29 protein-coding genes are annotated in these 26,969 nt (G+C 67.3%); 17 read left to right on the forward strand and 12 right to left on the reverse strand.

Going from position 1 to position 26,969, the window contains the following annotated elements; genetic code table 11:
- Positions 1–6 precede the first annotated feature (6 nt).
- Positions 7–846, reverse strand: a complete 840-nt coding sequence (panC, locus tag BWQ93_RS16365; RefSeq protein WP_077032469.1) for a pantoate--beta-alanine ligase — start codon at positions 844–846, stop codon at positions 7–9.
- An 82-nt stretch (positions 847–928) separates the two neighbouring features.
- On the opposite strand from panC, the gene BWQ93_RS16370 reads away from it, so the two are divergent.
- The 8 genes from BWQ93_RS16370 to BWQ93_RS16405 all read left to right on the forward strand — a co-directional run bounded on the left by BWQ93_RS16370 (position 929) and on the right by BWQ93_RS16405 (position 8,886).
- Positions 929–1,738: a division plane positioning ATPase MipZ gene (locus BWQ93_RS16370; protein WP_058806617.1), complete on the forward strand. Its 810-nt coding sequence runs from the start codon at positions 929–931 to the stop codon at positions 1,736–1,738.
- A gap of 30 nt (positions 1,739–1,768) precedes the next feature.
- On the forward strand, positions 1,769–3,151 hold the full coding sequence (gene pgmG / locus BWQ93_RS16375) for a phosphoglucomutase/phosphomannomutase PgmG (protein ID WP_077031433.1): 1,383 nt from the start codon (positions 1,769–1,771) through the stop codon (positions 3,149–3,151).
- Positions 3,152–3,379: 228 nt separating this feature from the next.
- Complete coding sequence (lptB, locus tag BWQ93_RS16380) at positions 3,380–4,195, forward strand: LPS export ABC transporter ATP-binding protein (protein ID WP_077031434.1); 816 nt, start codon at positions 3,380–3,382, stop codon at positions 4,193–4,195.
- A 189-nt stretch (positions 4,196–4,384) separates the two neighbouring features.
- Positions 4,385–5,839, forward strand: coding sequence for an RNA polymerase factor sigma-54 (rpoN, locus tag BWQ93_RS16385; protein WP_077031435.1), 1,455 nt, complete (start codon positions 4,385–4,387; stop codon positions 5,837–5,839).
- Positions 5,840–6,045: 206 nt separating this feature from the next.
- Complete coding sequence (gene galE, locus BWQ93_RS16390) at positions 6,046–7,062, forward strand: UDP-glucose 4-epimerase GalE (protein WP_077031436.1); 1,017 nt, start codon at positions 6,046–6,048, stop codon at positions 7,060–7,062.
- A gap of 310 nt (positions 7,063–7,372) precedes the next feature.
- Positions 7,373–7,498, forward strand: a complete 126-nt coding sequence (gene ykgO / locus BWQ93_RS16395; protein WP_003046794.1) for a type B 50S ribosomal protein L36 — start codon at positions 7,373–7,375, stop codon at positions 7,496–7,498.
- A gap of 97 nt (positions 7,499–7,595) precedes the next feature.
- Positions 7,596–8,207, forward strand: coding sequence for an HAD family hydrolase (locus BWQ93_RS16400; protein WP_077031437.1), 612 nt, complete (start codon positions 7,596–7,598; stop codon positions 8,205–8,207).
- Positions 8,128–8,886, forward strand: a complete 759-nt coding sequence (locus tag BWQ93_RS16405) for a phytanoyl-CoA dioxygenase family protein (RefSeq protein ID WP_232314635.1) — start codon at positions 8,128–8,130, stop codon at positions 8,884–8,886. Before BWQ93_RS16400 ends, BWQ93_RS16405 begins: the two co-directional genes overlap by 80 nt.
- Before the next feature lie 12 nt (positions 8,887–8,898).
- Here the strand turns inward: BWQ93_RS16405 and BWQ93_RS16410 are convergent, their stop codons facing one another.
- Positions 8,899–11,052, reverse strand: coding sequence for a S9 family peptidase (locus tag BWQ93_RS16410; protein WP_083720969.1), 2,154 nt, complete (start codon positions 11,050–11,052; stop codon positions 8,899–8,901).
- A gap of 84 nt (positions 11,053–11,136) precedes the next feature.
- Here BWQ93_RS16410 and BWQ93_RS16415 point away from each other — a divergent pair, with 84 nt between their 5' ends.
- The 5 genes from BWQ93_RS16415 to BWQ93_RS16435 all read left to right on the forward strand — a co-directional run bounded on the left by BWQ93_RS16415 (position 11,137) and on the right by BWQ93_RS16435 (position 15,806).
- Positions 11,137–12,963 carry an aminopeptidase P family protein gene (locus tag BWQ93_RS16415; protein ID WP_077031439.1) on the forward strand — a complete coding sequence of 609 codons (1,827 nt, stop codon included), beginning with the start codon at positions 11,137–11,139 and terminating at the stop codon, positions 12,961–12,963.
- Between the two features lie 2 nt (positions 12,964–12,965).
- A complete protein-coding gene (locus BWQ93_RS16420) occupies positions 12,966–13,421 on the forward strand; it encodes an acyl-CoA thioesterase (protein ID WP_077031440.1) in 456 nt (151 codons plus the stop codon).
- Positions 13,422–13,699: 278 nt separating this feature from the next.
- Complete coding sequence (locus tag BWQ93_RS16425) at positions 13,700–14,200, forward strand: hypothetical protein (RefSeq protein WP_077031441.1); 501 nt, start codon at positions 13,700–13,702, stop codon at positions 14,198–14,200.
- A gap of 3 nt (positions 14,201–14,203) precedes the next feature.
- On the forward strand, positions 14,204–15,181 hold the full coding sequence (ribD, locus tag BWQ93_RS16430; RefSeq protein ID WP_232314636.1) for a bifunctional diaminohydroxyphosphoribosylaminopyrimidine deaminase/5-amino-6-(5-phosphoribosylamino)uracil reductase RibD: 978 nt from the start codon (positions 14,204–14,206) through the stop codon (positions 15,179–15,181).
- A gap of 7 nt (positions 15,182–15,188) precedes the next feature.
- Positions 15,189–15,806 carry a riboflavin synthase gene (locus tag BWQ93_RS16435; RefSeq protein ID WP_077031442.1) on the forward strand — a complete coding sequence of 206 codons (618 nt, stop codon included), beginning with the start codon at positions 15,189–15,191 and terminating at the stop codon, positions 15,804–15,806.
- On the opposite strand, the gene BWQ93_RS16440 is transcribed toward BWQ93_RS16435, so the two are convergent.
- The 6 genes from BWQ93_RS16440 to BWQ93_RS16465 are packed head-to-tail and all read right to left on the reverse strand — an operon-like array spanning position 15,803 to position 20,613.
- Positions 15,803–16,273: an MmcB family DNA repair protein gene (locus BWQ93_RS16440; protein ID WP_077031443.1), complete on the reverse strand. Its 471-nt coding sequence runs from the start codon at positions 16,271–16,273 to the stop codon at positions 15,803–15,805. The two genes, BWQ93_RS16435 and BWQ93_RS16440, sit on opposite strands and share 4 nt — an antisense overlap.
- Before the next feature lie 11 nt (positions 16,274–16,284).
- Positions 16,285–16,839, reverse strand: a complete 555-nt coding sequence (gene ssb, locus BWQ93_RS16445) for a single-stranded DNA-binding protein (RefSeq protein WP_077031444.1) — start codon at positions 16,837–16,839, stop codon at positions 16,285–16,287.
- A gap of 32 nt (positions 16,840–16,871) precedes the next feature.
- A complete protein-coding gene (gene feoB / locus BWQ93_RS16450) occupies positions 16,872–18,737 on the reverse strand; it encodes a ferrous iron transporter B (RefSeq protein ID WP_077031445.1) in 1,866 nt (621 codons plus the stop codon).
- Positions 18,734–19,000, reverse strand: coding sequence for a FeoA family protein (locus BWQ93_RS16455; protein ID WP_077031446.1), 267 nt, complete (start codon positions 18,998–19,000; stop codon positions 18,734–18,736). Before BWQ93_RS16455 ends, feoB begins: the two co-directional genes overlap by 4 nt.
- Positions 19,001–19,054: 54 nt before the next feature.
- On the reverse strand, positions 19,055–19,720 hold the full coding sequence (locus BWQ93_RS16460) for a COQ9 family protein (protein ID WP_077031447.1): 666 nt from the start codon (positions 19,718–19,720) through the stop codon (positions 19,055–19,057).
- Between the two features lie 5 nt (positions 19,721–19,725).
- The gene (locus BWQ93_RS16465; RefSeq protein ID WP_077031448.1) at positions 19,726–20,613 is read right to left on the reverse strand and encodes a DMT family transporter; all 888 of its coding nucleotides are present in this window, start codon (positions 20,611–20,613) and stop codon (positions 19,726–19,728) included.
- Between the two features lie 129 nt (positions 20,614–20,742).
- Here BWQ93_RS16465 and BWQ93_RS16470 point away from each other — a divergent pair, with 129 nt between their 5' ends.
- Positions 20,743–21,828, forward strand: a complete 1,086-nt coding sequence (locus BWQ93_RS16470; RefSeq protein WP_077031449.1) for an alkene reductase — start codon at positions 20,743–20,745, stop codon at positions 21,826–21,828.
- Positions 21,829–21,995: 167 nt separating this feature from the next.
- On the opposite strand, the gene BWQ93_RS16475 is transcribed toward BWQ93_RS16470, so the two are convergent.
- The 4 genes from BWQ93_RS16475 to BWQ93_RS16490 all read right to left on the reverse strand — a co-directional run bounded on the left by BWQ93_RS16475 (position 21,996) and on the right by BWQ93_RS16490 (position 25,043).
- Entirely contained in the window at positions 21,996–22,664 is a 669-nt protein-coding gene (locus tag BWQ93_RS16475; protein WP_156878268.1) for a hypothetical protein, read from the reverse strand.
- Positions 22,657–23,082 (reverse strand): 6,7-dimethyl-8-ribityllumazine synthase, encoded by a 426-nt coding sequence (gene ribH / locus BWQ93_RS16480; protein WP_077031451.1) that lies wholly within the window; start codon positions 23,080–23,082, stop codon positions 22,657–22,659. The genes BWQ93_RS16475 and ribH overlap by 8 nt, the downstream gene beginning before the upstream one ends.
- Entirely contained in the window at positions 23,082–24,356 is a 1,275-nt protein-coding gene (gene ribB, locus BWQ93_RS16485; RefSeq protein ID WP_077031452.1) for a 3,4-dihydroxy-2-butanone-4-phosphate synthase, read from the reverse strand. The genes ribH and ribB overlap by 1 nt, the downstream gene beginning before the upstream one ends.
- Positions 24,357–24,422: 66 nt before the next feature.
- Positions 24,423–25,043 carry an ankyrin repeat domain-containing protein gene (locus tag BWQ93_RS16490; protein WP_077031453.1) on the reverse strand — a complete coding sequence of 207 codons (621 nt, stop codon included), beginning with the start codon at positions 25,041–25,043 and terminating at the stop codon, positions 24,423–24,425.
- Between the two features lie 97 nt (positions 25,044–25,140).
- Between BWQ93_RS16490 and BWQ93_RS16495 the strand changes: the two genes are divergently transcribed.
- The 3 genes from BWQ93_RS16495 to BWQ93_RS16505 are packed head-to-tail and all read left to right on the forward strand — an operon-like array spanning position 25,141 to position 26,931.
- Positions 25,141–25,788, forward strand: coding sequence for an SCO family protein (locus tag BWQ93_RS16495; RefSeq protein WP_077031454.1), 648 nt, complete (start codon positions 25,141–25,143; stop codon positions 25,786–25,788).
- Positions 25,776–26,219 carry a YcgN family cysteine cluster protein gene (locus tag BWQ93_RS16500; RefSeq protein WP_077031455.1) on the forward strand — a complete coding sequence of 148 codons (444 nt, stop codon included), beginning with the start codon at positions 25,776–25,778 and terminating at the stop codon, positions 26,217–26,219. Before BWQ93_RS16495 ends, BWQ93_RS16500 begins: the two co-directional genes overlap by 13 nt.
- Positions 26,200–26,931, forward strand: coding sequence for a M48 family metallopeptidase (locus BWQ93_RS16505; RefSeq protein WP_232314637.1), 732 nt, complete (start codon positions 26,200–26,202; stop codon positions 26,929–26,931). Before BWQ93_RS16500 ends, BWQ93_RS16505 begins: the two co-directional genes overlap by 20 nt.
- Positions 26,932–26,969: the final 38 nt, after the last annotated feature.

Here is a 26,969-nt window from a genome sequence, read left to right on the forward strand (position 1 = left end):
CGTTAATCAGCCGACCGGATAATTGTCGATCAGCCGCGTTTTTCCGATTCGCGCCGCCGCGAGCAGCCGCGTGGGGGTGCGAAACTCGCCGAGCCGTTCGAGGCTTTCGGCGTCGGCGAGCGCAACATAGTCGACGCTGTCGAACCCGCCCGCGACGATCGCCTTTTCGGCGGCGGCAAGGCTTGAAGCGACGTCGGCGCCGCCCATAATCGCCGCGGCTGCGGCTTTCAGCGCATCGGGAAAGGCGGTCGCCGCCGCGCGCTGCGCCTCCGAAAGATAGGCGTTGCGCGACGACAGCGGGAGCCCGTCGGCATCGCGCGCGATCGGCGCGCCCAATATGTCGAGCGCGAAGTCGAGGTCGCGCGCCATGCGGCGGATGATCGCGAGCTGCTGCCAGTCCTTCTCGCCGAAGATCGCGACGTCCGCGCGCACCTGATTGAACAATTTGGCGACGACGGTCGCGACGCCGTCGAAATGGCCGGGCCGCGCGGCGCCGCAATAATCGCTGCCGAGTTCGGCGACCTCGATATGCGTCGAATGGCCGCCGGGATACATGGTCGCCACATCGGGCGCCCAGAGCAGGGCGACGCCCTCTTGCGCCAGCATCGCGGCGTCGCGCGCCTCGTCGCGCGGATAGGCGTCGAAATCCTCGTTGGGTCCGAACTGCGTCGGGTTGACGAAGATCGACACCACGACATGATCGGCGACGCGTTTGCCCATCCGGACCAGCGACATATGGCCGTCGTGCAGCGCGCCCATCGTCGGGACCAAGGCGACGCTCTTGCCGCCCTGCTGCAGTGCCGAAACGGCACGGCGGAGCATCGCGATGTCACGGATGATTTGCACGGCTGCCCCGCCTCCGATAATGGCGGCGCATACGCCACCCACGCGGCCCCCATGCGCCGCCGACAGGAAAATCGCAACGCCCATGACGACCCCCGCGCCGCACCGCATCATCTTTGCCAATGAAAAGGGCGGGACCGGGAAATCGACCTGCGCCGTGCATTTTGCGGTCGCGCTGGCGGCGCAGGGCTGGAAGGTCGCGGGGCTCGATCTCGACCCGCGCCAGCGCACCTTTCACCGCTATCTCGAGAACCGCTTGGCGACCGAAAAGCGCCGCGGCATCGACCTGCCGACCCCCGAATTCGAGGTGTTCACCGGATCGACGATCGCGGAGCTCGACGAGCAGGTCGCGCGCCTTTCCGCGGGCGCCGATTATTTCGTCGCCGACACCCCGGGCCGCGACGATGTTTTCGCGCGCCACCTCGCGACCGGCGCCGACACGCTCATCACCCCGATCAACGACAGCTTCATCGATTTCGACCTGATCGGCCAAGTCGATCCCGAGACGTTCCAGGTCACGCGCCCCAGCTTTTATTCGGAGCTGATCTGGGATGCGCGCAAGGCGCGCGCGAAGACCGACGGGCGCACGATCGACTGGATCATCCTGCGCAACCGCCTCCAACATGTCGATGCGCACAATATGCGCCGCGTCGGCGAGGCGCTGACCCAGCTGTCGCGCCGCGTCGGCTTCCGCGTCATCCCCGGGCTCGGCGAGCGCGTTATCTATCGCGAACTTTTCCCCGCGGGGCTCACGCTGCTCGACAAGGCGCATCTCGGCGGCATGGGCATCGGCCATGTCGTCGCGCGGCAGGAACTGCGCGAAGCTATGGCGGGACTGAACCTGCCCGTGCGCCAGCGGCTGCACCCCGACGGCGACCTGTTCGCCGCCGCCTGACCTCTCTTCTCTCCCCCAAGAGGACCGACGATGACCCATGATTTCCACCCGACGATGCTGCGCGAATATGATATCCGCGGCGTCGTCGGCGACACGCTGTCGGACGCCGACGCCTATGCCATCGGGCGCAGCTTCGCGACGATGATCCGCCGCGCGGGCGGCAAGTCGGTCGCGGTCGGATACGACGGGCGGCTGTCGTCGCCGATGCTCGCCGAGGCCCTGATCCGCGGGATCAACGAGGCGGGGGTCGATGCGCTGAACGTCGGGCTCGGGCCGACGCCGATGCTCTATTATGCGGCGTCAACCGAGCCAGTGGACGGCGGCATACAGATAACCGGCAGCCACAATCCCCCCGACTATAACGGCTTCAAGATGGTGTTTCAGGGACGTCCGTTCTTCGGCGCCGATATCCAGGCGATCGGCGCGATGGCCGCGGCGGGCGACTGGGACAGCGGCGAGGGATCGGCGCAGACCATCGACATCGTCGACGCCTATGTCGACCGGCTGGTCGAGGGTTTCGCCGGCACCGCCTTCCGCATCGGCTGGGACGCCGGCAACGGCGCCGCGGGCACCGTCATCGAAAAGCTCACCGCGAAGCTGCCGGGCGAGCATTTCCTGTTGTTTACCGACATCGACGGCCATTTTCCGAACCACCATCCCGATCCGACCGAAGAGAAGAATCTGGCGGATTTGCGGAAGCTCGTCGCCGAGAGGAACCTCGATTTCGGCGTCGCTTTCGATGGAGACGGCGACCGCATCGGCGCGATCGACGGCGAGGGGCGGGTGATCTGGGGCGACCAGCTGCTGCAGATCTACGCCGCCGCAGTGCTGCAGGACCGGCCCGGCGCGACGGTGATCGCCGATGTGAAGGCGAGCCAGGCGCTGTTCGACCGCGTCGCCGAGCTGGGCGGCCAGCCCTTGATGTGGAAGACCGGCCACAGCCTGATCAAGGCGAAGATGAAGGAGGTCGGCAGTCCGCTCGCGGGTGAGATGAGCGGGCATATCTTCTTCGCCGACCGCTATTACGGCTATGACGATGCGCCCTATGCCGCGATCCGCCTGATCGAGGCGGCGACGAAGCTTGGACAGAGCGTCACTGAACTCCGCGGCGGCATGGCGCCGATGGTGAATACGCCCGAACTGCGCTTCCAGGTCGACGAGGTCCGCAAATTCGCCATTGTGGACGAGGTTCTCGCGCGGCTCGCGGCTTCGGGCGCGCAGGTCGACCGCACCGACGGCGCGCGCGTGTTGACCGACGACGGCTGGTGGCTGCTCCGCGCGTCTAACACGCAGGATGTGCTCGTGGCGCGCGCCGAGGCGAAGGACGAGGCGGCGCTCGGCCGGCTGATGGCGGCGATCGACGAACAGCTGGCGCTGTCGGGCGTCGTGCGCGGGGAAAGCGTGGGGCATTGAGCGGAGTTCGCCCTAGCCTTTAGGGGAGGGCAGCGAGACTTGGCAGCTTGCTGCCTAGTCGCAGCGGGTGGGGCCAGCGGCCTTGCGCAACCTCGACAGCCCCCACTCCACCCCTGCCCTAAAGGAGAGGGGCTTTAGAAATTGCCCCTGCAAAAATCTTGCCAGATTGACCTTGGCGGCGCTCCTCGGGTAACGCCGGGGGGACTTTGTGAGGACAGCGACGACCTTATGACTGACGATACCTCTCTTGCGAGTCCTCCGAGCGGCGGCGACCATGGCGTCGCCGACCATGTCGCGCATGTCCAGGACGATGCCGCGGCGGGCAACGGGCTCGCGGTCGTGTCGATCGCCAAAAGCTACGACAAACGCGTCGTCCTCTCCGACGTCTCGCTCTCGGTGGCCAAGGGCGAGGTCGTCGGCCTGCTCGGCCCGAACGGCGCGGGCAAGACGACCTGCTTCTATTCGATCATGGGGCTGGTAAAGCCCGACGCCGGGCGCATCATGCTCGACGGCGCCGACATCACCGCGCTCCCGATGTACCGCCGCGCGATCCTCGGCCTCGGTTATCTGCCGCAGGAAACCTCGATCTTTCGCGGCATGACCGTCGAACAGAATATCAGCGCGGTGCTCGAACTCGCCGAGCCCGACCGCGTGTCGCGCGAGCGGCGGCTCGAGGAACTGCTCGAGGAATTCGGCCTGACGCGGCTGCGCGCGTCGGCGGCGATGGCGCTGTCGGGCGGCGAACGCCGCCGCGCCGAAATCGCCCGCGCGCTCGCCGCCAATCCGTCGATCATGCTGCTCGACGAGCCTTTCGCGGGCATCGATCCGCTGTCGATTTCGGACATCCGCGATCTCGTCGCCGATCTGAAGACGCGCGGCATCGGGGTGCTGATCACCGATCACAATGTCCGCGAGACGCTCGACCTCGTCGACCGCGCCTGCATCATCTATGACGGCAAGGTGCTGCTCGCGGGCTCGCCGGCCGAACTCGTCGCCGACCCCGAGGTGCGCCGCCTGTATCTGGGCGAGGGTTTCTCGCTGTGACGGGTTGGGGCCGTGCCGGTGTCGACTAAGCCTCCAGTTTCCGTTCGTGTCGAGCGAAGTCGAGACACGCCGAGTTCGTGCATGACTTTACGTGTCTCGACTTCCGGCTTTGCCGGAAGTTTATCCCGAGCGCCTGCCAAGGCAGTCGAGGGGCTCGACACGAACGGGAAAGTATAGAGGTAATTTCCGATGGCGTTGGGTCCGCGCCTCGATCTCCGCCAGTCGCAATCGCTGGTGATGACGCCGCAGCTGCAGCAGGCGATCAAGCTGCTCGCGCTGTCGAACCTCGAACTCGACGCCTATCTGGCCGAGGCGCTCGAGGGCAATCCGCTGCTCGACACCGCGTCGGGCGACAGCGACGCCGGCCCCGAAGACCCCGCGCCCGAAGCCCCCGCGGCCGAGGCGGCGAGCCTCGACGCCGACCAGGCGCTCGCGGCCGACGGCGGCGCGAGCGACGACCTCGACGTCGACCTTGGCGCCGAAAGCTTCCACCACGACAGCGCGAGCGACAGCGTCGGCCTGTCGGGCGACAGCGAGGGCATCGATTTCGACAGCTTCGCCGAGGAATCGGACAGCCTCTACGAACATCTGCTGGCGCAGGTCGGCGAGCGATTCTCGGGGCTGGAAGCGCTGATCGCCGAGCAGCTGATCGCGATGATCGACGAGGCGGGCTATCTGCGCGCCGACCTCGCCGAACTCGCGCAGCGGCTCGGCGTGCCGCTCGCGCTCGTCGAGGCGGTGCTCGCGGGGGTGCAGTGCTTCGACCCGTCGGGGATCGGCGGGCGCGATCTCGCCGAATGCATCGCGATCCAGGCGCGCGAGGCCGACCGCTACGACCCCGCGATGGCGACGATGATCGCGCACCTCGACCTGGTCGCCAAGGGCGCCTTCCCGCAGCTGAAGCGCATCTGCGGGGTCGACGACGAGGATCTCGCCGACATGATCCGCGAATTGCGCGGTTACGATCCCAAGCCCGGGCTGCGGTTCGGCGGGTCGGTGACGCAGGCGGTCGTCCCCGACCTCTATGTGCGCCAGACCGCGAAGGGCTGGGCGGTCGAGATCAACAGCGGGACCTTGCCGCGGCTGCTCGTTAACCGGCGCTACTACACCGAGCTTGCGACGGGCGCCGCGGCGAAGAGCAAGGCGTGGCTGTCCGAACAGCTCGCCGGCGCCAACTGGCTGGTGCGCGCGCTCGACCAGCGCCAGCGCACGATCGTCAAGGTCGCGAGCGCGATCGTCAAGCAGCAGGAGGGGTTCTTCCTCCACGGCGTCGCGCATATGCGCCCGCTGACGCTGCGCCAGGTCGCCGAGGACATCGGCATGCACGAATCGACCGTCAGCCGCGTGACGAGCAACAAATATTTGAGCTGCGCGCGCGGACTGTTCGAGCTCAAATATTTCTTCTCATCGGGCATTTCGGCGGTCGAGGGCGATGGCGCGGTGTCGGCCGAGGCGGTCAAGAGCCGGATCAAGGCGATGATCGAGAGCGAGGATGCGAAAGCGATCCTCTCGGACGAGACGATCGCGCAGAAACTCTCGGCCGAGGGCCACGACATCGCGCGGCGGACGGTCGTGAAGTACCGCGAGGCGATGGGCTATGGCTCGTCGGTGCAGCGGCGGCGGCAGAAGGCGCTGGCGGGCTAATAGATCCTCCCCTTGGCGAAGCCATGGGGAGGTGGCAGCGCGAAGCGCTGACGGAGGGGTTTTGGGTAACCGTCGCTACCCCTCCACCACCCGCTTCGCGGGCGGCCCCCCTCCCCAACGCTCCGCGATGGGGAGGATCTGATAGGTGGCGCTAACCATTTCCTAACCACGTCGCGGCTAGCGTTTCGGCCAAAGGAGCCGACCGCGTGACCGCACAGCCGCATCCCTTCACCGTCCTCGTGACCGGCGGCGCCGGCTATATCGGCAGCCACGCCGTGCTCGCCCTGCTCGACGCCGGCTGGCGCGTCGCGGTGCTCGACAATCTCGTGACCGGCTTCCGCTGGGCGGTGCCCCAGGGTGCGGTCTTCTATGAAGGCGATATCGCCGACGCGGCGCTCGTCACGCGCATCGTCGCCGAACAGGACGTCGGCGCGATCATGCATTTCGCGGGGTCGGTCGTGGTCCCCGAATCGGTGACCAACCCGCTCAAATATTACGACAATAATTCGTCGCGCAGCCGCGCGCTGATCGACACCGCGGTGCATGCCGGGGTGCGCCATTTCATCTTCTCCTCGACCGCCGCGACATACGGCATCCCCGATGCGATCCCGGTGCGCGAAGACGCGCCGCAGCGGCCGATCAACCCCTATGGCATGTCGAAGCTGATGACCGAGGCGATGCTGCGCGACGTCGCGGCGGCGCACGACTTCAACTTTTGCGCGCTCCGCTATTTCAACGTCGCGGGCGCCGATCCCAAGGCGCGCAGCGGCCAGTCGACCGCGGGGGCGACACACCTGATCAAGGTCGCGGTCGAGGCCGCGCTCGGCCGCCGCAGCCATGTCGACGTCTTCGGCACCGATTTCGCGACCGCCGACGGCACCGGGGTGCGCGACTATATCCATGTCAGCGACTTGGCCGCGGCGCATCTGCTCGCATTGGACGCGCTGATCGCGGCGCCCGACGTCAGCCACAAGCTCAACTGCGGCTATGGCCGCGGCTTTTCGGTGCTCGAGGTGCTCGATGCCGTCGACCGTGCGACGAATCGCAAGATCGAGCGTCGCCTCGGCGACCGGCGGCTGGGCGATCCCGACGCGCTGATCGCCGACAATGGCGCGATTCGCGCCGCGTTCGGCTGGCAGCCGCGCTATGCCGACCTCGACACGATCGTCGCGCACGCGCTGGCGTGGGAACGCGCTTTGGTCGAACGCCGCCTCGCGGCCTGACCTCAGGATAAAAGTTTCACGCAGAGACCGCAGAGATCAAAGAGATCGCAGAGGAGAAGGAATTCACGCGGACGCGCGGGGACGCCGAGGAAAGAGAGATTGGCGGCTTTGCCGCTCTCATTCCTTCTCGCTGCGGTCTCTCCTCCCTCGGCGCCCTCTGCGTGAAACCCTTTTCGTCGGCGTTTCCGTGTGAACCTTCTTTGGTATCCGCCAACCGCACGAAAGCCACGAACCCCGGTTGACTTTTCCTGCCCATCCCCATAGTTGCGCCGCTTCGCGTGCAACGCCAAGTTTTACGGAAATCAAAGCCATGAAGATTCGCAACAGCCTGAAGTCGCTGAAGGACCGCCACCGGGACAACCGCGTGATCCGCCGTCGCGGCCGGACCTATGTGATCAACAAGACCAACCGCCGCTTCAAAGCGCGCCAGGGCTGATGCCCCTGCGCGGGGCAAATCTGCCCCGTTTGCTTTTGCTGAACCGCGTAACGCCGTCGGATCCTTCCGGCGGCGCTTTCGCGTGTCCGGGGGGCGCATGATCGACCGCTGCGTGATCTTCGACGTCGGCAAGGTGCTGTTCGACTGGGACCTGCGCCATCTGTTCGGCAAGCTGATCGCCGATCCGGGCGAGCTCGAATGGTTCGTCGCTAACGTCATCACGCCGCAGTGGCATTTCCAGCACGACGCGGGACGCCCCGCCGCCGAGATGGTCGCCGAGCGCAAGGCCGAATTTCCCGAACATGCTGCGCTGATCGATGCCTATGGCACGCGCTTCAACGAGACGATCCCCGGGCCGGTGCCGGGCAGCCTCGAACTGGTCGCGCGGCTCGACGCCGCGGGCGTGCCGCTCTTCGCGATCACCAATTTCGGCCATGATTTCTGGGAGGGCTTTCGCCCAACGCAACCGGTGTTCGAGCGGTTCCGCGATATCATCGTTTCGGGCACCGAGAAATTGATGAAACCCGACCCCGCGATCTACCGCCTCGCGATCGAGCGATTCGGCATCGACCCGGCGGGGGCCTTGTTCATCGACGATGTCGCGGAAAATGTTGCGGGCGCCGAATCGGTTGGAATTGCTGGGCATCAGTTCGTCGATGCGGCGACGCTGGAGCGTGATTTGGTGGCGCGAGGCTATCTGGCAGGCTGACCAGATGGAAGTTTCCTCTTTCGACTTCGCGCGCGACGGTGCCTGGCTATATTCGGGTGCAGCGGCTGACGTGTTGACTGAGCTCCGCGAATTATTTTACGATCAACCGCAACATGTTGCTGGCATCCGGCTTCACGGTATCGATGGGCTGCGACCGCACCTGGCGCCGGAGGGGCCTGTCGGCGCGATCGCGGCGTCGCTGATCGGCTCACGCAGCAGGCCGGTGCGCGCGATCCTGTTCGACAAGACAGCCGAGACCAACTGGTCGCTTGGCTGGCATCAGGACCGGACGATCAGCGTTCGCGAACGGGTCGATGTCGATGGTTACGGGCCATGGACGATCAAGGGCGGGATGCAGCATGTTGCGCCGCCTTTCGACCTCCTGTCGCGAATGGTCACGCTCCGCGTTCATATGGACGATGTTCCCGAAAACAATGCCCCGCTATTGATCGTGCCGGGCTCGCACAAGCTGGGGCGCATTGCGGAATCCGAGATCGAATCCGTGGCGTCGCGCCTCGGTGAGCGGCCCTGCCTGGCGGCTGCGGGCGATATCTGGGCCTATGCGACGCCGATCATCCACGGATCGAAAGCAGCAGCGGTGCCGGCCAGGCGGCGCGTACTGCAAGTCGATTATTCGCGCGACGATCTGCCCGCAGGCCTCGACTGGCTTGGGGTTTGAGGCGCGCGCGCCCTATTTCTCCACCCCCAGCTGCGTCAGCACGAAGGCGAATTCCTCGGCATCTTCGCGCAGCGCGCCCCAGCGGCCCGACTTGCCCGCATGGCCCGCGCCCATGTTGGTGCGCAGCAGCAGCGTCGAATCATTGGTGCGCGTCGCGCGGAGCTTGGCGACCCACTTCGCCGGCTCCCAATAGGTTACGCGCGGGTCGTTGAGCCCCGCCGACACCAGCATCGGCGGATAGGCCTTCGCGGTGACATTGTCATAGGGGCTGTAGCTCAGCATATAGTCGAACGCGGCCTTGTCGGTGATCGGATTGCCCCATTCGGGCCATTCGCCGGGCGTCAGCGGCAGCGTCTCGTCGACCATGGTGTTGATCACGTCGACGAAGGGCACCCCCGCGAGCACCGCGCCCCACAGTTCGGGCGCCTCGTTATAGATCACGCCCATCACCTGCCCGCCCGCCGAGCGGCCCTCGACCGAAATCTTGCCCGCGCTGGTGTATTTTTTGGCGATCAGCCCCTTCGCGACATCGATGAAGTCGTTGAAGGTGTTCTTGCGCTCGGTCGTCTTGCCCGCGAGATACCAGGCGCGGCCCATGTCGTCGCCGCCACGGACATGCGCGATCGCATAGACCATGCCGCGATCGACGAGGCTGAGTCGCGTCGTCGAGAAACCCGGCGGGACGCGATAGCCGTAGCTGCCATAGGCATAGAGATGCATCGGCGCGCTGCCGTCGAGCTTCGTCCCCTTCTTGTACACGAGCGAGGCGGGGATCATCGTCTTGCCGTCGCGGCTCGGCAGACTAACCCGTTCGGTTACATATTGCGTGGCGTCGTAACCGGAAGGAATTTCCTGCACCTTGAGCGTCTCGAGCTTGCCGCTTGCGAGGTCATAGTCATAGACGGTGTCGGGGGTGACCATCGATTCATAGTCGAGCCGCAGCTTGTCCTGATGATATTCGGGATTGTCGCCGAGCCCGGCCACATAGGTCGCGGCGGGGAATTTGATGCGGCCCGGGACCAGCGGCGCGTCATATTTGCGGACATCGACCTGGTCGAGCCCGTCCTCGCGCGCTTCGAGCACAAAAGAGTCGCGAAACACCGAGAAACCGGTGATGTAGCTGTGGTCCGATCCGGGGATCAGCGTCTTCCATTCGCCCGGCGTCTTGATGCTCGCGGTCGCGACGCGGAAGTTAGGATGCTCGTCGTTGGTGTGGATGTAGAGCGTGCCGTCGCGCTCGTCGACGCTGTACTCGCGGCCCTTCTGGCGCGCCGAGACGAGCTGCATCGGCGCTTCGGGATTGTCGGCGGGGAGCAGATAGACTTCGCTCGTTTCGTTATCGCCCGTCGCGATCACGATATAATTGTCGGCCGCGGTCTTCCCGATGCCGACGCCGAAACCGATGTCGGGCTCCTTGTAGAGCAATTTGTCTTGCGCAATCGGCGTGCCGAGCTTGTGCAGCCGGACATTGTCGGTGCGCCAATTTTCGTTGGCGAGGCCATAGAGCAAAGCGTCATTGCCCGCGGTCCAGACCAGCGACGACAAGGTGCCGGGGATGACGTCGGGCAGCATTTCGCCGGTTTCCAGATTGCGGATGCGGACTTCGAAACGTTCGGAGCCATTGTCGTCGAACGAATAGGCCATCAGCTTGCCGTTCGGGCTGACCGACACTTCGGCGAGGCGGAAATAATCTTTACCCGCCGCCATCGCGACCTCGTCAAGGATCAGGACGGCATCCCCGGCGCCTGACGCAGGCTTGCGGTACCATTTCTTATACTCGGCGCCTTCCTCGAACTCGACCCAATAGACCCAGTCGCCGTCCTTCTGCGGCACCGACGAATCGGCCTCCTTGATGCGGCCCTTCATTTCCTGGAACAGGGTTTCGACGAGGTCGGCGTGCGGTTTCATCGCCGCGTCGAAATACGCATTTTCGGCTTTGACGTAATCGAGGACGTCCTTGTCGTCGATCACCGGATAGCTCTCGTCCTTCAGCCAGTGATAGGGGTCCGAGAGCGTCTTGCCGTGCAGCGTCATTTCGTGCGGGCGCTTCTCCGCGACGGGGGCGGCGCCCGGGGGAGGGGTCGTATCGGTCAAAATCGTCTCTTTCTCTTCGGCCAAAGCGCCGGGGGGCGCGACAAGCGGGGTGGCAATTGCCGCCAGAAACATCCAAATAGCGCGCATAACCAGAAACCCCCGCGGTGTCGCCCGGATCGGGCGGGATTGCCGCGATGTAGGAACAAGGAACATCCGATGTCCAGCCCCGTCCACGCCGATCGCCTGACCCGCCTGCGCGCCGAACTCGCGAAGCGCGGGATCGACGGCTTCGTCGTGCCGATCAGCGACGAGCATATGAGCGAATATGTCGGCGCCTATGCGCAGCGCATGGCGTGGCTGACGGGCTTTGGCGGCTCGGCGGGGACCGCGGCGGTGCTGCCCGCGAAGGCCGCGGTGTTCATCGACGGGCGCTATACGGTGCAGGTCCGCGACCAGGTCGACGGCGCGCTTTTCGACTATGTCGGCGTGCCGGCGTCGAGCGTCGCCGAATGGCTCGGCGCCAATGTCAGCGCGGGGCAGAAGGTCGGTTATGACCCGTGGCTCCACGGCATCGACTGGGCCAATGCCACGGCGAAGGCGCTGAAGGCCAAGGGCGCCGAGCTCGTCGCGGCGGACAGCAACCCGATCGACGCGGTGTGGGACGACCAGCCCGCGCCTAGCGACGCGCCGATCGCGGTGCACGACGTCAAGCTCGCCGGGCAGAGCGCGGTCGACAAGCGCCAGGTGATCGCCGACTGGCTCAAGGACAAGGGGCTCGACACCAGCGTGATGACCGCGCTCGATTCGATCGCCTGGACCTTCAATATCCGCGGGCAGGACGTCAGCCACACACCGGTCGGGCTCGCCTTCGCGCTGCTCCACGCCGACGCCACCGCGGACCTGTTTATCGCGCCCGAGAAGATGACCGACGCGGTGCGCGCGCATCTGGGCAACAGCGTCCGCATTCATGATCGCAGCGCGTTCGAGGCGGCGCTCGCGGATCTCCAGGACAGACAAGTCGCGGTCGATCCCGGCTCGGCGGTCGCGGCGATCTTCACCGCGCTCGAGGCGGCGGGCGCGAAGATCGAACGTCACCGCGACCCCGCGGTGCTGCCCAAGGCGATCAAGAACGACGTCGAGCTCGACGGCACGCGCGCCGCGCATGTCCGCGACGGCGTCGCGGTGGCTCGCTTCCTGCAATGGATGGAGGAGGTCGCGCCGCAGGGCGGCCTCGACGAGCTCGGCGCCGCGGCCAAGCTGCGCGAATTCCGCGAGGCGAATGGCGGGCTTGTCGACTTGAGCTTCGACACGATTTCCGCGGCCGGCCCCAATGGCGCGCTGCCGCATTACAAGGTCGACGAGACGACCAACCGCGCGATCGAGACCGGCACGCTCTATCTCGTCGATTCGGGCGGGCAATATGCCGACGGCACGACCGACATCACGCGCACCATCGCGATCGGGACGCCGACCGCCGAGATGCGCCGCCGCTTCACCCAAGTGCTCAAGGGCCATATCGCGCTCGCGACCGCGCGCTTCCCCAAGGGCACGCGCGGCAGCCAGCTCGACATCCTCGCGCGTCAATATCTGTGGGCCGACGGGGTCGATTATGCGCACGGCACCGGCCACGGCGTCGGCACCTATCTCGCGGTCCACGAAGGGCCGCAACGCATCGCCAAGCCTTCGGGCGGGCAGGCGGGGACCGAGGAGCCGCTGCACGCCGGCATGATCCTGTCGAACGAGCCCGGCTATTACAAGGCGGGGCATTTCGGCATCCGCATCGAGAATCTGGTGATCGTCGTGCCGCAGACGATCGACGGCGCCGAAGAGGATATGCTGGGATTCGAGACGATCACTTTCGCGCCGATCGCGCAGAACCTGGTTGATGTCGCGCTGCTGTCGGGGGCCGAGGCCGACTGGCTCGACGCCTATCACGCGACGGTGCTCGAAAAACTGGCGCCGGGCATGGAAGGCGCCGACCGCGAGTGGCTCGCCGCCGCCTGCGCGCCGCTCGACCGCCGCGCCGCCGCGCTCGCCGCCTGACTATGGGACTCGAACAGGTTCCGCTCGGCGATTTTCGCGTGCAGGAGACGGTGCGCGTGCGCTTCAACGAGATCGACGGGCAGAATATCGTCTTCAACGCGCATTATCTGGTCTACGCCGACATCGGGGTGACCGAATATTTCCGCGCGCTCGGCGAGGGCCAGCCCGGACCCTATTTTCACCAATATGGTACGGACATTCGCGAGACGCATTGCGAGATCGACTATCATTCGCCCGCGCGGCTCGACGAGCTGATCACCATCGCCGCGCGGATCAGCGCCTTCGGGCGGACAAACTTCACGCTCCATTGCGGAATTTTTCGCGATAACGAGCGGCTTACCGATATAGAAATCAGCTACGCGCATATCGACAGCGACAGCGGCCAGCCGACCGCGCTGCCGGGAAGTTTCATCGCCGAGGTGCGCCGATTCGAATCGCGGACGCCCGTCCAGCAGTGATTCGCAGCCGCTGATTCGAACCGGATCGCATTTCTCGACTTAAAAAGTCGAGAAATCGGCGGTTTTAGGCTAAAAAAAGGGCCACCCGAAGGTGGCCCGTGAAAGTTTTGGGAGAGGATGCCTAAAAGGCATGCTCATATTGCAGCGCACAAAAAATTGTGCAACTGCGAAATGAGCATCTGCTGTTGCATTTTCTGCAATCGTGACACCGGGCGGCGTGCGGCGCGCGCAATCGCTACCCCCTCGCAAATCGGTGCGATATCGCCTAAATTGCGGACATGCGCATGTTCACCCCTCCCGACCTTGGCGGCGGCCTGTCCGATTTCTGGGCCTATATCCGCGAGCCGCGGCCGCATCGCTGGGCGGTGTGGGGCGTCGCGCTTGCGCTGACCTACATCGTGTTCAACGGCGTGTCGCAATATCTGATCCCTTATGAGAAGCCCAAGGCGCAGATCGTCTATTTCGAGAATTGGTCCGAAAAGCGCAGCGACGCCGAGATACGCGCCGACTGGGTCGCGCGCGCCAAGGAGATCACGCAGCGCAACGCTGAAAAGCGCGCCGAATATCAGCGCCTCGCCGACATGATGGGGGTCGAATATGATTCGGCCGAAGCCGACAAGCTGACGCAGGAAACGCTCGGCGCCGATGCCGCGGCGGCGGCGAAGAAGAAACCCGAGCCGCCGAAGCGCTCGACGCTCGCCGAACGCGCCGCGCGGGGGCCGAAGGCGGAGCCTGCCGGGCCGCCGGCGCCAGCCACGCCTCCCGCGACCGCCCGCTAATCGATGCAGCAACGCGCCCGCGCCGATGCCGACTGGATGGCGGCGGCGATCGCGCTGTCGTGGCGCGGGCGCCCGGGCTCGGCGCCCAACCCCAATGTCGGCTGTATCCTCGTGCGCGGCGGCCGCGTCGTCGGGCGCGGCTGGACGCAGGCCGGCGGGCGCCCGCACGCCGAGGCGGCGGCGCTCGCCGCCGCCGGCGACGCGGCGCGCGGGAGCACCGCTTTTGTCAGCCTCGAACCCTGCGCGCACGCCAGCCCGCGCGGCCCGGCGTGCAGCGACGGCCTGATCGCCGCGGGGGTCGCGCGCGTCGTCGTCGCGGCGCAGGATCCCGATCCGCGCACCGACGGGCTGGGCATCGCGCGGCTGCAGGGCGCCGGGATCGAGGTCGTCTTCAACGTCCTGCCCGCCGAAGCCCGCGCCGTGATGGCGCCCTGGTGGACGCGCCAGGTCGCGGGGCGGCCCTTCGTGACGCTCAAGCTCGCGACCTCGCTCGACGGCTGTATCGCACTGGCCGATGGATCGAGCCGCTGGATCACCGGCGACCGCGCGCGGGCGCACGGCCATCTCGAACGCGCGATGCATCAGGCGATATTGGTCGGGCGCGGCACCTACGAAGCCGATTCGCCCACACTGGATGTACGCCTGCCCGGCCTCGCGGATCGCAGCCCGCAGCGGTTGCTGCTCACGCGCGGCGAAGCGCCCGCCGGCTGGACAGCGGTCGCTTCGCCTGAAGCGATCGAGAGCGTCGATTCGCTGCTCGTCGAGGGCGGCGCGGGTGCGGCGTCGGCCTTTCTTGCCGCCGACCGCGTCGACCGGCTCCTGCTCTATCGCGCGCCGATCCTGATCGGCGGAGGCGTGCCCGCGCTCGGCGATATCGGGCTCACCGATCTTGGCGCTGCGCATGGGCGCTGGCGGCTCGCCGACAGCCGCCTGCTTGGCAGCGACCGGCTCGACGTATACGAGCGCGTCAGAGAAGGATAAGACCCACATGTTCACCGGCATCATCACCGACATCGGAACCGTGCGCGCGCGCGAAGATCGCGGCGACGCACGGCTCGTCATCGCCACCGCCTACGACACCGACGGCATCGACCTGGGCGCCTCGATCGCCTGTTCGGGGGCGTGCCTGACCGTGGTCGACAAGGGCAAGGGCGCCGACGGCGACTGGTTCGCGATCGACGCCAGCGCCGAGACGATCGCGCGTACCGCGCCGAGGATGTGGGAGCCGGGGCGCCGGCTGAACCTCGAACGCGCGCTCAAGGTCGGCGACGAACTCGGCGGGCATATCGTCACCGGCCATGTCGACGCGGTCGGGCGGATCGTGTCGGTGACGCCGGTCGGCGACAGCATCGCGGTCACCGTCGCCGCGCCCCCCGCGCTCGCGCCGCATATCGCGGCCAAGGGCTCGATCACCGTCGACGGCGTGTCGCTGACCGTGAACGAGGTCGCCGACCTCGCATCGGGCGAGGCGCATTTCACGCTCAACATCATCCCGCACACCCAGGCGATGACGACGCTCGACGAGGCGGCCGAGGGGCGGCCGGTGAACCTCGAGATCGACATCCTCGCGCGCTATCTCGCGCGGATGCAGGCGCGCGGCGCCTAGCCCTCGACCCAGCCCGCCGCGATTTCGGGATCCATCGCGACCATCGAGCGCCGCATCGCCAGCCGGCCGATGCGCAGCAGCTCGGCCTTGCGCCGTGCGGGGGCGAGGTTGCAGCTTGCCGCCTCGCGCACCACCGCCGCGCCATAGCGGTCGGCGACGATCAGGCCGGAGGTCTCGGGGCGATAGCCCTCGGTCTCGAGGATCGCGGGGTCGAGCCCGGCGGCGAGCGCCCAATAGAAGCGGTCGCACCAGTCGCAATAGTCGGGCCATTTGCCGTCGCCGTGCAGGTCGGCGCGGCTGACCTTGATCTCGACGATGGTGATATGGCCCTTGGCATCGATCGCGGTGAGGTCGGTGCGCCGCCCGTTGGGCAGCGGCACCTCGGGGATCGCGACGAGCCCTTGCTGCGCGAACAGCCGGCACACGCCGCGCGCGACGTCGGCGGCGATCAGCAGGTCACTCGCCATGGCTCAGCGCCTCAGAAGGGGACGTCGTCGTCCAGATCGTCGTCGAACGGCGGGCGTCCGCCGCCGCCGCCACCCGAGCCGCCGCCGAAGCCGCCACCGCCCGAGCCGCCCGACGAACCGCCGCCGCCTTGGTTCCAGCCGCCGCCCGAGCTTCCGCCCGAATCGCCGCCCCAGTCACCGCCGCCACCGCCACGCGAACCGCCGCCACCGCCCGGCGCGCCGTCGAGCATCGTCAGCGCACCGCCGATGCCCGCGATCACGACTTCGGTCGTATATTTGTCGTTGCCGTCGCGGTCCTGCCACTTGCGGGTGCGCAAGGAGCCTTCGATGTAAACCTTGCTGCCCTTTTTCAGGTAGCGCTCGACCACCCCGACCAGCCCGTCGCCGTTGATCACGACATTATGCCATTCGGTGCGCTCCTTGCGCTCGCCGGTCATCCGGTCCTTCCAGTTCTCCGACGTCGCGATGCGGATATTGGCGATCTTACCGCCGTTCTGGAACGACTTGATCTCCGGGTCCGCGCCCAGATTGCCGATCAAAATAACCTTGTTGACGCTGCCAGCCATCGCCGCTCCGCTCCCGATAGATTGAGGGGACGTCAGCCGAGTCCGAAGGCGACCGCCGTCCAGTAAGTGATACCTGCTGCGGCATAGGCGAGCAGGAACAAATAGCCAACCATGAACATCGGCCATTTCCAACCATTGGTCTCGCGGCGCGTGATCGCGATCGTCGAAATGCACTGCGGCGCAAAGACGAACCAGGCGAGGAAGGCGAGTGCGGTGGCGAGGCTCCACTTGCCCTGCAGCCGTTCGCCCAGCGTCTCGGCCATCGCATCCTCGTCGCCATCGGCGTCGATCGCGTTCGCGGTCGCCATCGCCGAGACCGCGACCTCGCGCGCCGCCATCGCAGGGATCAGCGCGAGCGCGATGTCGTGGTTGAAACCGATCGGCTCGACGACGACCTCCAGCCCGCTCGCGATGCGGCCCGCGACGCTATACTCGACCTGGCTTTCGCCCGGGGGTGCCTTGGGGAAGGTCAGCAGCAGCCAGAGTATGACGGTGGTGAGCGCGATGATCGTGCCTGCGCGGCGCAGGAAGATCCACGCGCGCTGCCACAGCCCGAGCGCGATGTCGCGCCACTGCGGCATCTGGTAACGCGGCATTTCCATCATGAAGCCCGCGGCATTGCCCTTGGCGACGGTGCGGCGGAGCGCATAGGCGACGACGAGCGCGCCGACGATGCCCGCCAGATAGAGGCCGAACAGCACCAGCCCCTGCAGCCCGATCCCTGTGCCGCCGACGCCGCGGTTCGGGACGAAGGCGGCGATGATCAGCGCATAGACGGGCAGCCGCGCCGAGCAGGTCATCAACGGCGCGATCAGGATCGTCGTCAGCCGGTCCTTTTCATCGGGAATCGCGCGCGTCGCCATGATGCCGGGCACTGCGCAGGCGAAGCTCGACAGCAAGGGAATGAAGCCGCGCCCGGACAAGCCGACCTTGGCCATCAGCCCGTCCATCAGGAAGGCGGCGCGCGTCATGTAACCCGACGCCTCGAGCAGCAGGATGAAGAGGAAGAGGATCAGGATCTGCGGCAGGAAGACCACAACCGCGCCGACGCCCGCGAGCAGTCCCTCGACGACCAGATCGCGGAGGAAATTCTCGGGGATATTCGCGACGACCCAGCTCTGGAGCACGCCGACCCCGGCTTCGAGCGCGTCGGCGGGCGGTCCGGCCCAGGCATAGACCGCCTGGAACATGACGAACATCAGCGCGAGCAGGATCAGGAAACCGACGACGGGGTGCAGCACCACCGCGTCGACGCGCGCGGTCCAGCGGCGCACCGGGGTTTCGGATAGGGTCGCGGCGCGCGCGATGGCGCGCGCGCGGCTGTGCAGCGCGGCGTCGCTCGGGGTCGGGACCTGCGCGATCGATGCCGCGGGCTTGGCGGTCCGCAGCGCCTCGTCGACCGCGCCGAGCAGCTCGGCCATGCCGCGCTTGCGCACCGCCACCGTCGGCACGACGGGCACGCCGAGTTCCTGCGACAGCCGCGCGGGGTCGAGCGTCAGCCCGTCGCGTTCCGCCAAGTCGAGCATGTTGAGCGCGACCACCGTCGGCAGCCCGAGCGCGATCAGTTCGAGCGCGAAGCAGAGATGATTGTCGAGGTTTGCGGCGTCGAGCACGACGATCAGCGCGTCGGGCTGGCGCTCGCCGTCCTGACGCCCAAGGATCACGTCGCGCGTCACCGCCTCGTCGGGGCTTGCGGGGATCAGGCTGTAGGTGCCGGGCAGGTCGATCAGCGACATCGGACGGCCGTCGGCGAAGCTCGCGTGCCCCGCCTTGCGCTCGACGGTGACCCCCGGATAATTGGCGATCTTCTGCCGCGCGCCGGTCAGCGCGTTGAACAGGCTCGATTTTCCGGCATTGGGATTGCCGACGAGCGCGATGGTAGGGACGGCGCCGGTCATGCGGGTTTGGGCTCGCTTTGCGGCGCCTCGACCGAAATCATCGCCGCCTGCCGCGCGCGGATGATCACGCGCATCCGCCCGACCGCGAGCGCGAGCGGGTCGCGCGAAAAGAGGCTGCCGCGGTGCAACGGGGTGATCTCCACCCCCTCCATCAATCCAAATTCGCGCAGGCGCCGTCCTTCGTCCTCGGACATGGCGGACCAGTCGATCCCGGCGATCCGCACCGCGACGCCCAGCGGCGCGCTATCGAGCAAAGCAGTCATTTGCGAGCGATTATCAATATCGCCCGCGCGGCGCCAGTTCTTTATCTTGGGCGCTCAGCGGCCCGGGTAGCGGAGCCGCCCGACGAAGCGCGCGAGGCTGGGGCGTTCGACCTTCGTCGCGGCGCGGCGGTGCTTCCAGCCTTCGAAGCGCATCACCTGATCGATGCGGCGCGCGAGAAAGGCGCGGGTGTCGGCGTGGCCCTCGCTCTCGTCGTTCAGGAACACCGCCGTCGTCGCGCCATAGACGCTGCCGAGGATGGCGCGCTTGCTGTAGTGATTATAGTCGGTCGCGGTGTCGCCCGCGAGGCGCCACATCAGGTCGGCGGCGCGCCAGCCCAGCTTCGCGGCGAAGGGAATATTGGTCGGCAAGGCGAGCAGCGCCAAGGCGCGGCGCAGCGCCTCGCGATTCGGCGCGAGCAGGTCGATCCGGGCTTCGACCAGCGTCGTGATGCGTTCGCGAATCTTGAGCGTGGCAAGCTTTTCGGCGGGCCATTTCGCGGCCATCGCCGCGTCGATATCGGCGAACCAGGCGTCGACCATGTCGCGCCCGCCGCCGGGAAAGGCGAGCCGCGCGACATCGGAATCGACCGCGGCCCGCGCCGCGGCGTCGGCCAGGGCGGCTTCGCCGAAGCCATCGAAGGCGGCGTTCGCGGCGATCAGCGGTGCGAGCGCGGCGCGAATCTCTTCGAGCGTGGGGTCGGCGGGCAGGGTGGAAGCCATAAGTGTCAGATAGGCCGTTCGCCGCGGCTCGGCAACCGGATCAGCACCAGCGCCGCGCCGACCAGCAGGCCTCCGAGCAGGTCGACGGGTCCGAGCAGTTCGCCGAACATCAGCCAGCCGGCGAGCGCGGCGAGCGCGGGCTGCACGAGCAGGGTGAGTCCGATGACGAGCGGGCTGAAGCGCGGCAGCGACCAGATCATCAGCCCCTGGCCGATAATCTGGCTGGTCAGCGCGAGCAGCAGCAGCGGGGTCCAGTTGTGCGGCATCACCGCCTCGCCGAGCGCCAGCGCGGTGGTCAGCAGGATCGGCGGGCAGACGAGCGACGCGATCGCGAGCGCCGACCAGGCGCCGATCGTCCCTCGCACCCGCTGCATCAGGATCACATAGCCGGTGTAGAGCACCCCCGCGAGCAGGCTGAGCAGGTCGCCGACCAGATAGTCGGGCGACAGTTCGTAGCTTTGCCCCATCAAGAGCGCCGATCCCGCGAAGGCGAGGCCGATCGCCAGCGCCTGCCATCCGCGCGGCAGGGTGCGCGCCAGGAAAATGCCCCAGATGACGAGCAACAGACTGGCGCAATTGCCGAACAAAGTCGCATTGGCGACCTTGGTCTGGAGGATGCCGATGTGCCAGGCGGCGAGGTCGAAGGCGAAGAAGATGCCCGCGGCGGCGGCGATCAGCATGGCGGGGCGCGGCGGCAACCGCCCGCCGGTCTCGCGCCAGGCGAGGACGATCAGCACCGGCGCGGCGAGCGTCATGCGCCAGAAGGCCGAGGCGGTCGGCCCGGTATCGGCGAGGCGCACGAGCATCGCGCCGATCGACAGCGCCATATTGCCCGCGAGCAGCGCGGCAAAGGCCCAGCGGCTCGGCTGATTCGCTGCGCTGTCCTCGGTCACCGCTTGTCCTGCCGTTAGATTTTCTTTTGCTACCCATGCTTGCGCCGGGGCGCCGCTGTCCATAGCTTCGCTGCCCATAGCGGCGACCCCGGGGGGCGTCGCTTATAAAAAGACGACGAGGAGAATTCCATGTCCGTGACTTTGTTCGATCCGATCAAGCTGGGCGCCATCGAGGCGCCGAACCGCATCATCATGGCGCCGCTGACGCGCGGCCGGGCCGGCCCCGGCTTCGTGCCCAACGAGCTTGCACGCGAATATTATCGCCAGCGCGCCTCGGCGGGCCTGATCATCTCCGAAGCCACCGGCATTTCGCAGGAAGGCCTTGGCTGGCCGAGCGCGCCGGGCCTGTGGACCGACGCGCAGGTCGAGGGCTGGAAGCCCGTGACCGAAGCCGTCCACGAAGCCGGCGGGCGCATCGTCGCGCAGCTGTGGCACATGGGCCGCCTCGTCCATTCGGTGTTCAACGACGGCAAGCCGCCGGTGTCGGCTTCGGCGACGGTCGGCGAGGGCCGCGCGCACACCCCGGTCGGCCGCCGCGACCTCGAGGTCGCGCGGCCGCTCGAGCTCCAGGAGATTCCGCGCGTGATCGCCGATTATGTCCATGCAGCGGAGAATGCGAAAAAGGCGGGCTTCGACGGGGTGCAGCTGCACGGCGCCAACGGCTATCTGATCGACCAGTTCCTGCGCGACAATTCGAACCTGCGCGACGATGATTATGGCGGCTCGGCCCAAAACCGCATCCGCCTGCTGCGCGAAGTCACCGAAGCGCTGATCGGCGTGTGGGGCAAGGACCGCGTGTCGGTGCGCCTGTCGCCCAACGGCGCCACCCAAGGCGTCGATGATAGCGCGCCCGAAAAGCTCTTCCCGGCCGCCGCGGCGGCGCTGAGCGAGCTCGGCATCGCCTTCCTCGAGCTGCGCGAACCCGGTCCCGAGGGGACGTTCGGCAAGACCGACGTGCCCAAACAGTCGCCGGCGATCCGCGCGGCGTTCAAGGGGCCGCTGATCCTCAACAGCGACTATGATGCCGCACTCGCCGAAGAGGCGGTCGCGAGCGGGCGCGCCGACGCGATCGCCTTTGGGCGTCCGTTCATCGGCAATCCCGATTTGGTCGAGCGGATTCGCGCGGGCGCCGAATGGTCGGCGGACAATCCGCAGACCTGGTATTCGGCGGGCCCCGAAGGCTACACCGACTATCCGGCGCTGCAGGTGGCGTAAGGCTCCAGATCCTCCCCTTGGCGCAGCCATGGGGAGGGGGACCGCCGCCGCAGGCGGTGGTGGAGGGGTCGAACGGTTGCACCGACGTCAGACGGCGTAGACCCCTCCGTCAGCCGCTACGCCGGCTGCCACCTCCCCATCGCTGCGCGTGGGGAGGATCTTTTTCGCTAATCGCGCTCCGCCAGCGCCTTGTCGACGATACCCGCGCCGATCGGCCCGAGCACACCGCTGCCGAAGCGGACGAAGAGGAAGCCGACGATGAATAAGATCACCGGCTCGATCATCAGCAGCACGATCGCTGCGATCAGCGCGACGAAGAAGATGGTGACGAAACCGCCGCTCAGCGCCGCCTGACCCTTGGGGCCGAGCTCGATCGTGCGCGGGCCTTTGCTGTCCCACCATTTGCCGGTGACGATGGTCTTGCGTGCGCCGGCTTGCGGTGCCGGGCGGCTCGGGATGCGCGCAGGCTCGGCATTGGCTTGCAGCGCGGGGCGGTCGTTCGATTTCTGGGTCCACGGCCGCTTGTTGCGTTTGGCGATCGCGGCCGCCATCGCCCCCTTGCCGCTATCGGCGGCCTTTGGCGGAGCAGGCGGCGTGGCGGCCTGCTGAGCGGGCGCCGGCCGCGCGCTCAGTCCCGATTCGGCCCGCGCCGCGGTGGACATGTCGGGCGCTCGGCTGCGTTCGGGGCGGATCGGCTCGACGCCCATCGCGCGGTCGTGCTGGTCCATGCGCTCGGCGGCGCTCAGCGGGATCTGGCCGGTCGTCCTGTCGATCACCACCAGCCGCCCGCCGCGTTCGACGACGGAATAGCGGCTGGGGGGTGGTCGGTCAGCCAATGCCGAACTGCTCCTTCAGGGCCAGCATCGCGAGCGCGGCCTTCGTCGCTTCGCCGCCCTTATCCTTGCGCGTCTTGTCGGCGCGCGCAAGCGCTTGCTCTTCATTCTCGACGGTGAGGATGCCGTTGCCGATCGCCAGCCCGTCGAGCGTCAGCGCCATGATGCCGCGCGCGCTCTCGTTCGAGACGACCTCGAAATGATAGGTTTCGCCGCGAATCACGACGCCGAGCGCGACATAAGCGTCGTAGCGTCCGCTGTCGGCGGCCAGCGAAATCGCTGCGGGCACTTCCAGCGCGCCGGGGACGGTCACCGTCTCGTGGCTGTGCCCTTCGGCTTCGAGCGCCGAGCGCACGCCGTCCAGCAGCATGTCGTTCAGGTGGGAATAGAAGCGCGCTTCGACGATCAGGACATGGGCCATCAGGATTCTCCGGGAATGGGGCGTTCGCCGACGACCGACAGGCCATAGCCTTCGAGCCCGACGATATTGCTGTGGGTGGGGGTGAGCAATTCCATCGCATGGACGCCGAGGTCGGCGAGGATCTGCGCGCCGATGCCATAGGTTCTGAGGTCCATGCCGCCGGTCGGCGCAGGGGCCGCCTCGGCGTCGGCCGAACCGGGCAACGGACGCATCAGCATCACGATGACCCCCGACCCCGCTTCGCCGATAGCGTCCATCGAGCGTTGCAGGCGGCGCTTCTTCGGACCCGGGCGGCCCATGATGTCGTCGAAGATCGACACCGCATGCATGCGGACCAGCGTCACGCCCTCGGGATCGACCGGCCCCTTCTGCAACACCAGATTGACGCTGCCGTCGATCTTGTTGCGATAGGATTTGAGCCGCCAGTCGCCGCCATAGTCCGATTCGAACGGTTCGTCGGCGACGCATTCGACCAGCCGGTCGCTGCGATTGCGATAGGCGATCAAGTCGGCGATCGTGCCGATCTTCAGCCCGTGGCGCCGCGCGAAGGGGACGAGATCGTCGAGCCGCGCCATCGTGCCGTCGTCGTTCATGATCTCGCAGATCACGCCCGACGGGTTGAGCCCGGCGAGCCGCGCGATGTCGACCGATGCCTCGGTGTGGCCGGCGCGCACGAGCACGCCGCCGTCGCGCGCGATCAGCGGAAAGACATGGCCCGGGGTGACGATATCGTCGCGCGTCTTGCCGGCGTCGATCGCGACCGCCACGGTGCGCGCGCGGTCGCCCGCCGAAATGCCCGTGGTAACGCCCTCGCGCGCCTCGATCGAGGTGGTGAAGGCGGTTTCGTGGCGCGTGCCGTTCTGGCGGCTCATCAGTTCGAGCCCCAGCATGTCGACGCGCGCCCTGGTCAGCGTCAGGCAGATGAGGCCGCGGCCATGCGTCGCCATGAAGTTGATCGCGTCGGGGGTCGCCATCTGCGCGGGGATGACGAGGTCGCCCTCATTTTCGCGATCCTCGTCGTCGACGAGAATGAACATGCGGCCGTTGCGCGCCTCGGCGATGATTTCCTCAGGGCTGGCCATCGGCGACAGGTCGCTGCCGTGCGCGAGCCAATTCTCGAGCTTGCGCAGCGTATCCGCCGTCGGGTTCCAGCCCGGCGAATCGAGGTCGCGCAGGCTGTTGGCGTGGAGACCGGCGGCGCGCGCGAGCCCCGAACGGGACATGGCGCCGTCATCGACGATGGCGCGGATGCGCTCGATGAGTTGTGTGGACATGATGCAAAGTTTTCACACCATGATGTGATTGTCAATTGCAGAATCACATTGAGGCGTCGCGTGCGCCTATTTGGGGCCGAAAGTCGTCCCCAGCTCGCGCACGGGTGCGTCGGCCTTGGCGTCGAGCATCGCGGTCAATTGTCCGCTGCGGTCGTCGCGCTTGGCGTAGTCGCGCGCCGACATGCCCGCGATATGGTCGGCCTTGTCGGGGTTGGCGCCGCGGCGGACGAGCAGGCGCACCATCGCGCTGTTCTTGGCCTGCACCGCCAGGATGAGCGCGGTCTCGCCTCGGCGGTTCGTCTGGTCGACCGGCGCCTTCTTGCCCAGCAGCTCCTCGGCGGCGTCGGTGGTGTTGAGCAGCGCGGCGTGCATCAACGGGGTCATGCCCTGGCGGTCGCCGATCGACGGATCGCCGCCTTTGCCGAGCAGGAAGCGCACCCACGTCGTATCGCGGCGCTTGGTGACCAGGATCAGCGCGGTCTCGCCGGTGTCGGGGTTGCGCGTGTTCACGATCGCCGGATCATCCTTCAGCGCGTCGGTCGCCTTGGTCCCGTCGCGGTCGTCGACCGCCTGCAGGAAAGCGTAACCGCCGCGGAACTGCGCCTGCGCGGCCGGGGTGAGCGCGAGCGCGGCGATGCTGGCGACCAGCGACAGCGAGGCGAGGCGAAAGGCGGTGCGACGGAGCATGACCAGCGGGACCCTGTTCGAAACGGCCGCGCGTCCCTTTTGGCGGGGACGACGACAAAGGTTGATTTTCGCCGCCTAGCCCAGCAAGGCTGGCGCGATGATGAATGGACTGAATATGGGCCAAAAGGCCGTTCGCGCAAGCCTGCTCCTGCTCGCCGGCGTCGCGCTCGCCGGTTGCGGCGGTCCCGCCGGGCCCGCGGCCGACGCCCGCCCGCCGCTCGAAGGCGCGAAGATCGGCGGGCCGTTCACGCTGACCGACCAGGACGGCAAGACCGTCCGCGACACCGACTTTGCCGGGAAATACCGTCTCGTCTATTTCGGCTACAGCTTCTGCCCCGACATCTGCCCGGTCGACGTCCAGAAACTGATGCGTGGGCTCGCCGCTTTCGAAAAGAGCGACGCGGCGCGCGGCGCGAAGGTGCAGCCGATCTTCATCACCGTCGATCCGGCGCGCGATACCCCCGCGGCGCTCAAACCCTTCGTTGCGCGCTATCACCCGCGGCTGCTCGGCCTCACCGGCACGCCCGAACAGATCGCCGAGGTCGCCAAGGCTTTTGTCGTCACCTATCACAAGGTCGATGGCTCGGCGCCCGACCGCTATCTGATGGCGCACAGCCAGCTCGCTTTCCTGATGGACCCCGCGGGCAAGCCGCTGGTGCTGCTGCCGCTCGACGATCCCTCGACCGACATCGACGAGGGCGCGCCCGACAAGGTCGCCGCCGACCTTCAGAAATGGGTGAAGTGACGGCGCGGCGCTTCTGGGACATGCCGCTCGCCAGCCTCGACGCCGGCGAATGGGAGGCCTTGTGCGACGGCTGCGGCAAATGCTGCCTGCACAAATTGGAGGATGAGGACACGGGCCGCATCTATCCGACCAATGTCGCGTGCCGCCTGCTCGACCTCCAGACCGCGCGCTGCGGCGACTACAAGCACCGGCGGCGCCACGTCCCCGATTGCCTGACGCTGACCAAGGCAAGTGTCGCCGACATCGAATGGCTGCCGCAAAGCTGCGCCTATCGCCTGCGCGCCGAGGACCGGCCGCTGCCCGACTGGCATTATCTGGTCAGCGGCGACCGCGACGCGGTGCACCGCGCGGGCCAGTCGATCGTGGGCTGGACGGTCGCCGAACAGGTCGCGGGGCCGCTGGAAAATCATCTTGTCGAACGCATCGTCTGAGCTGAAGGCGGCCGAGGGCCCGCATATCCGCGTGGGCGAGACGCTGTGGCCGGTGCGCTTGGTCCATCATGCGCAGTCGCGCCGCTACCGCCTCGTATTCGACGCCGCGCGCGCCGAGCTCCGCCTGACCCTGCCACGTCGCGGCAGCGCGGCGAAGGCGCTGCGCTGGGCGAGCGAGCAGCAGGACTGGCTGGCCGAGCAGGTGGGCAAGGCCGTGGTGCCGGTCGAGATCGGCCCCGGATCGACCGTGCCCCTGTTCGGCATCGACCGGCTTATCGCATGGAACCCGGGGCTGCCGCGTGCGGTTCGCCTTGACGGCGACACCCTGTATCTCGGCGGCCCCGCCGACGGTGTCGGCCGCCGCGTTGAGCGCTGGCTGAAGGCGCAGGCGCTCGACCTGATGGCCGCGGAAAGCCGCGACATCGCGGGGCGCGCCGGACTTGCCCTCGGCCGCATCGGCATCGGCGACCCGCGCAGCCGCTGGGGCAGCTGCACCGCGACCGGCGACCTGCGCTACAGCTGGCGGCTCGTCATGGCACCCGACCATGTCCGCCGCGCGACCGTCGCGCACGAGGTCGCGCATTTGCGCCACATGGACCATGGCCGCGCCTTCCACGCGCTCGTCAACGAACTCCACGACGGCGACGTCGCCGCGGCGCGGACCTGGCTGCGCCGCGAAGGGCGCGGTCTGCACCGGTATAGGTTTGGCTGAATAGATCCTCCCCTTGGCGTAGCCATGGGGAGGGGGAG

The organism is Sphingopyxis sp. QXT-31 (genome assembly GCF_001984035.1).
Classification (GTDB): Bacteria; Pseudomonadota; Alphaproteobacteria; order Sphingomonadales; family Sphingomonadaceae; genus Sphingopyxis.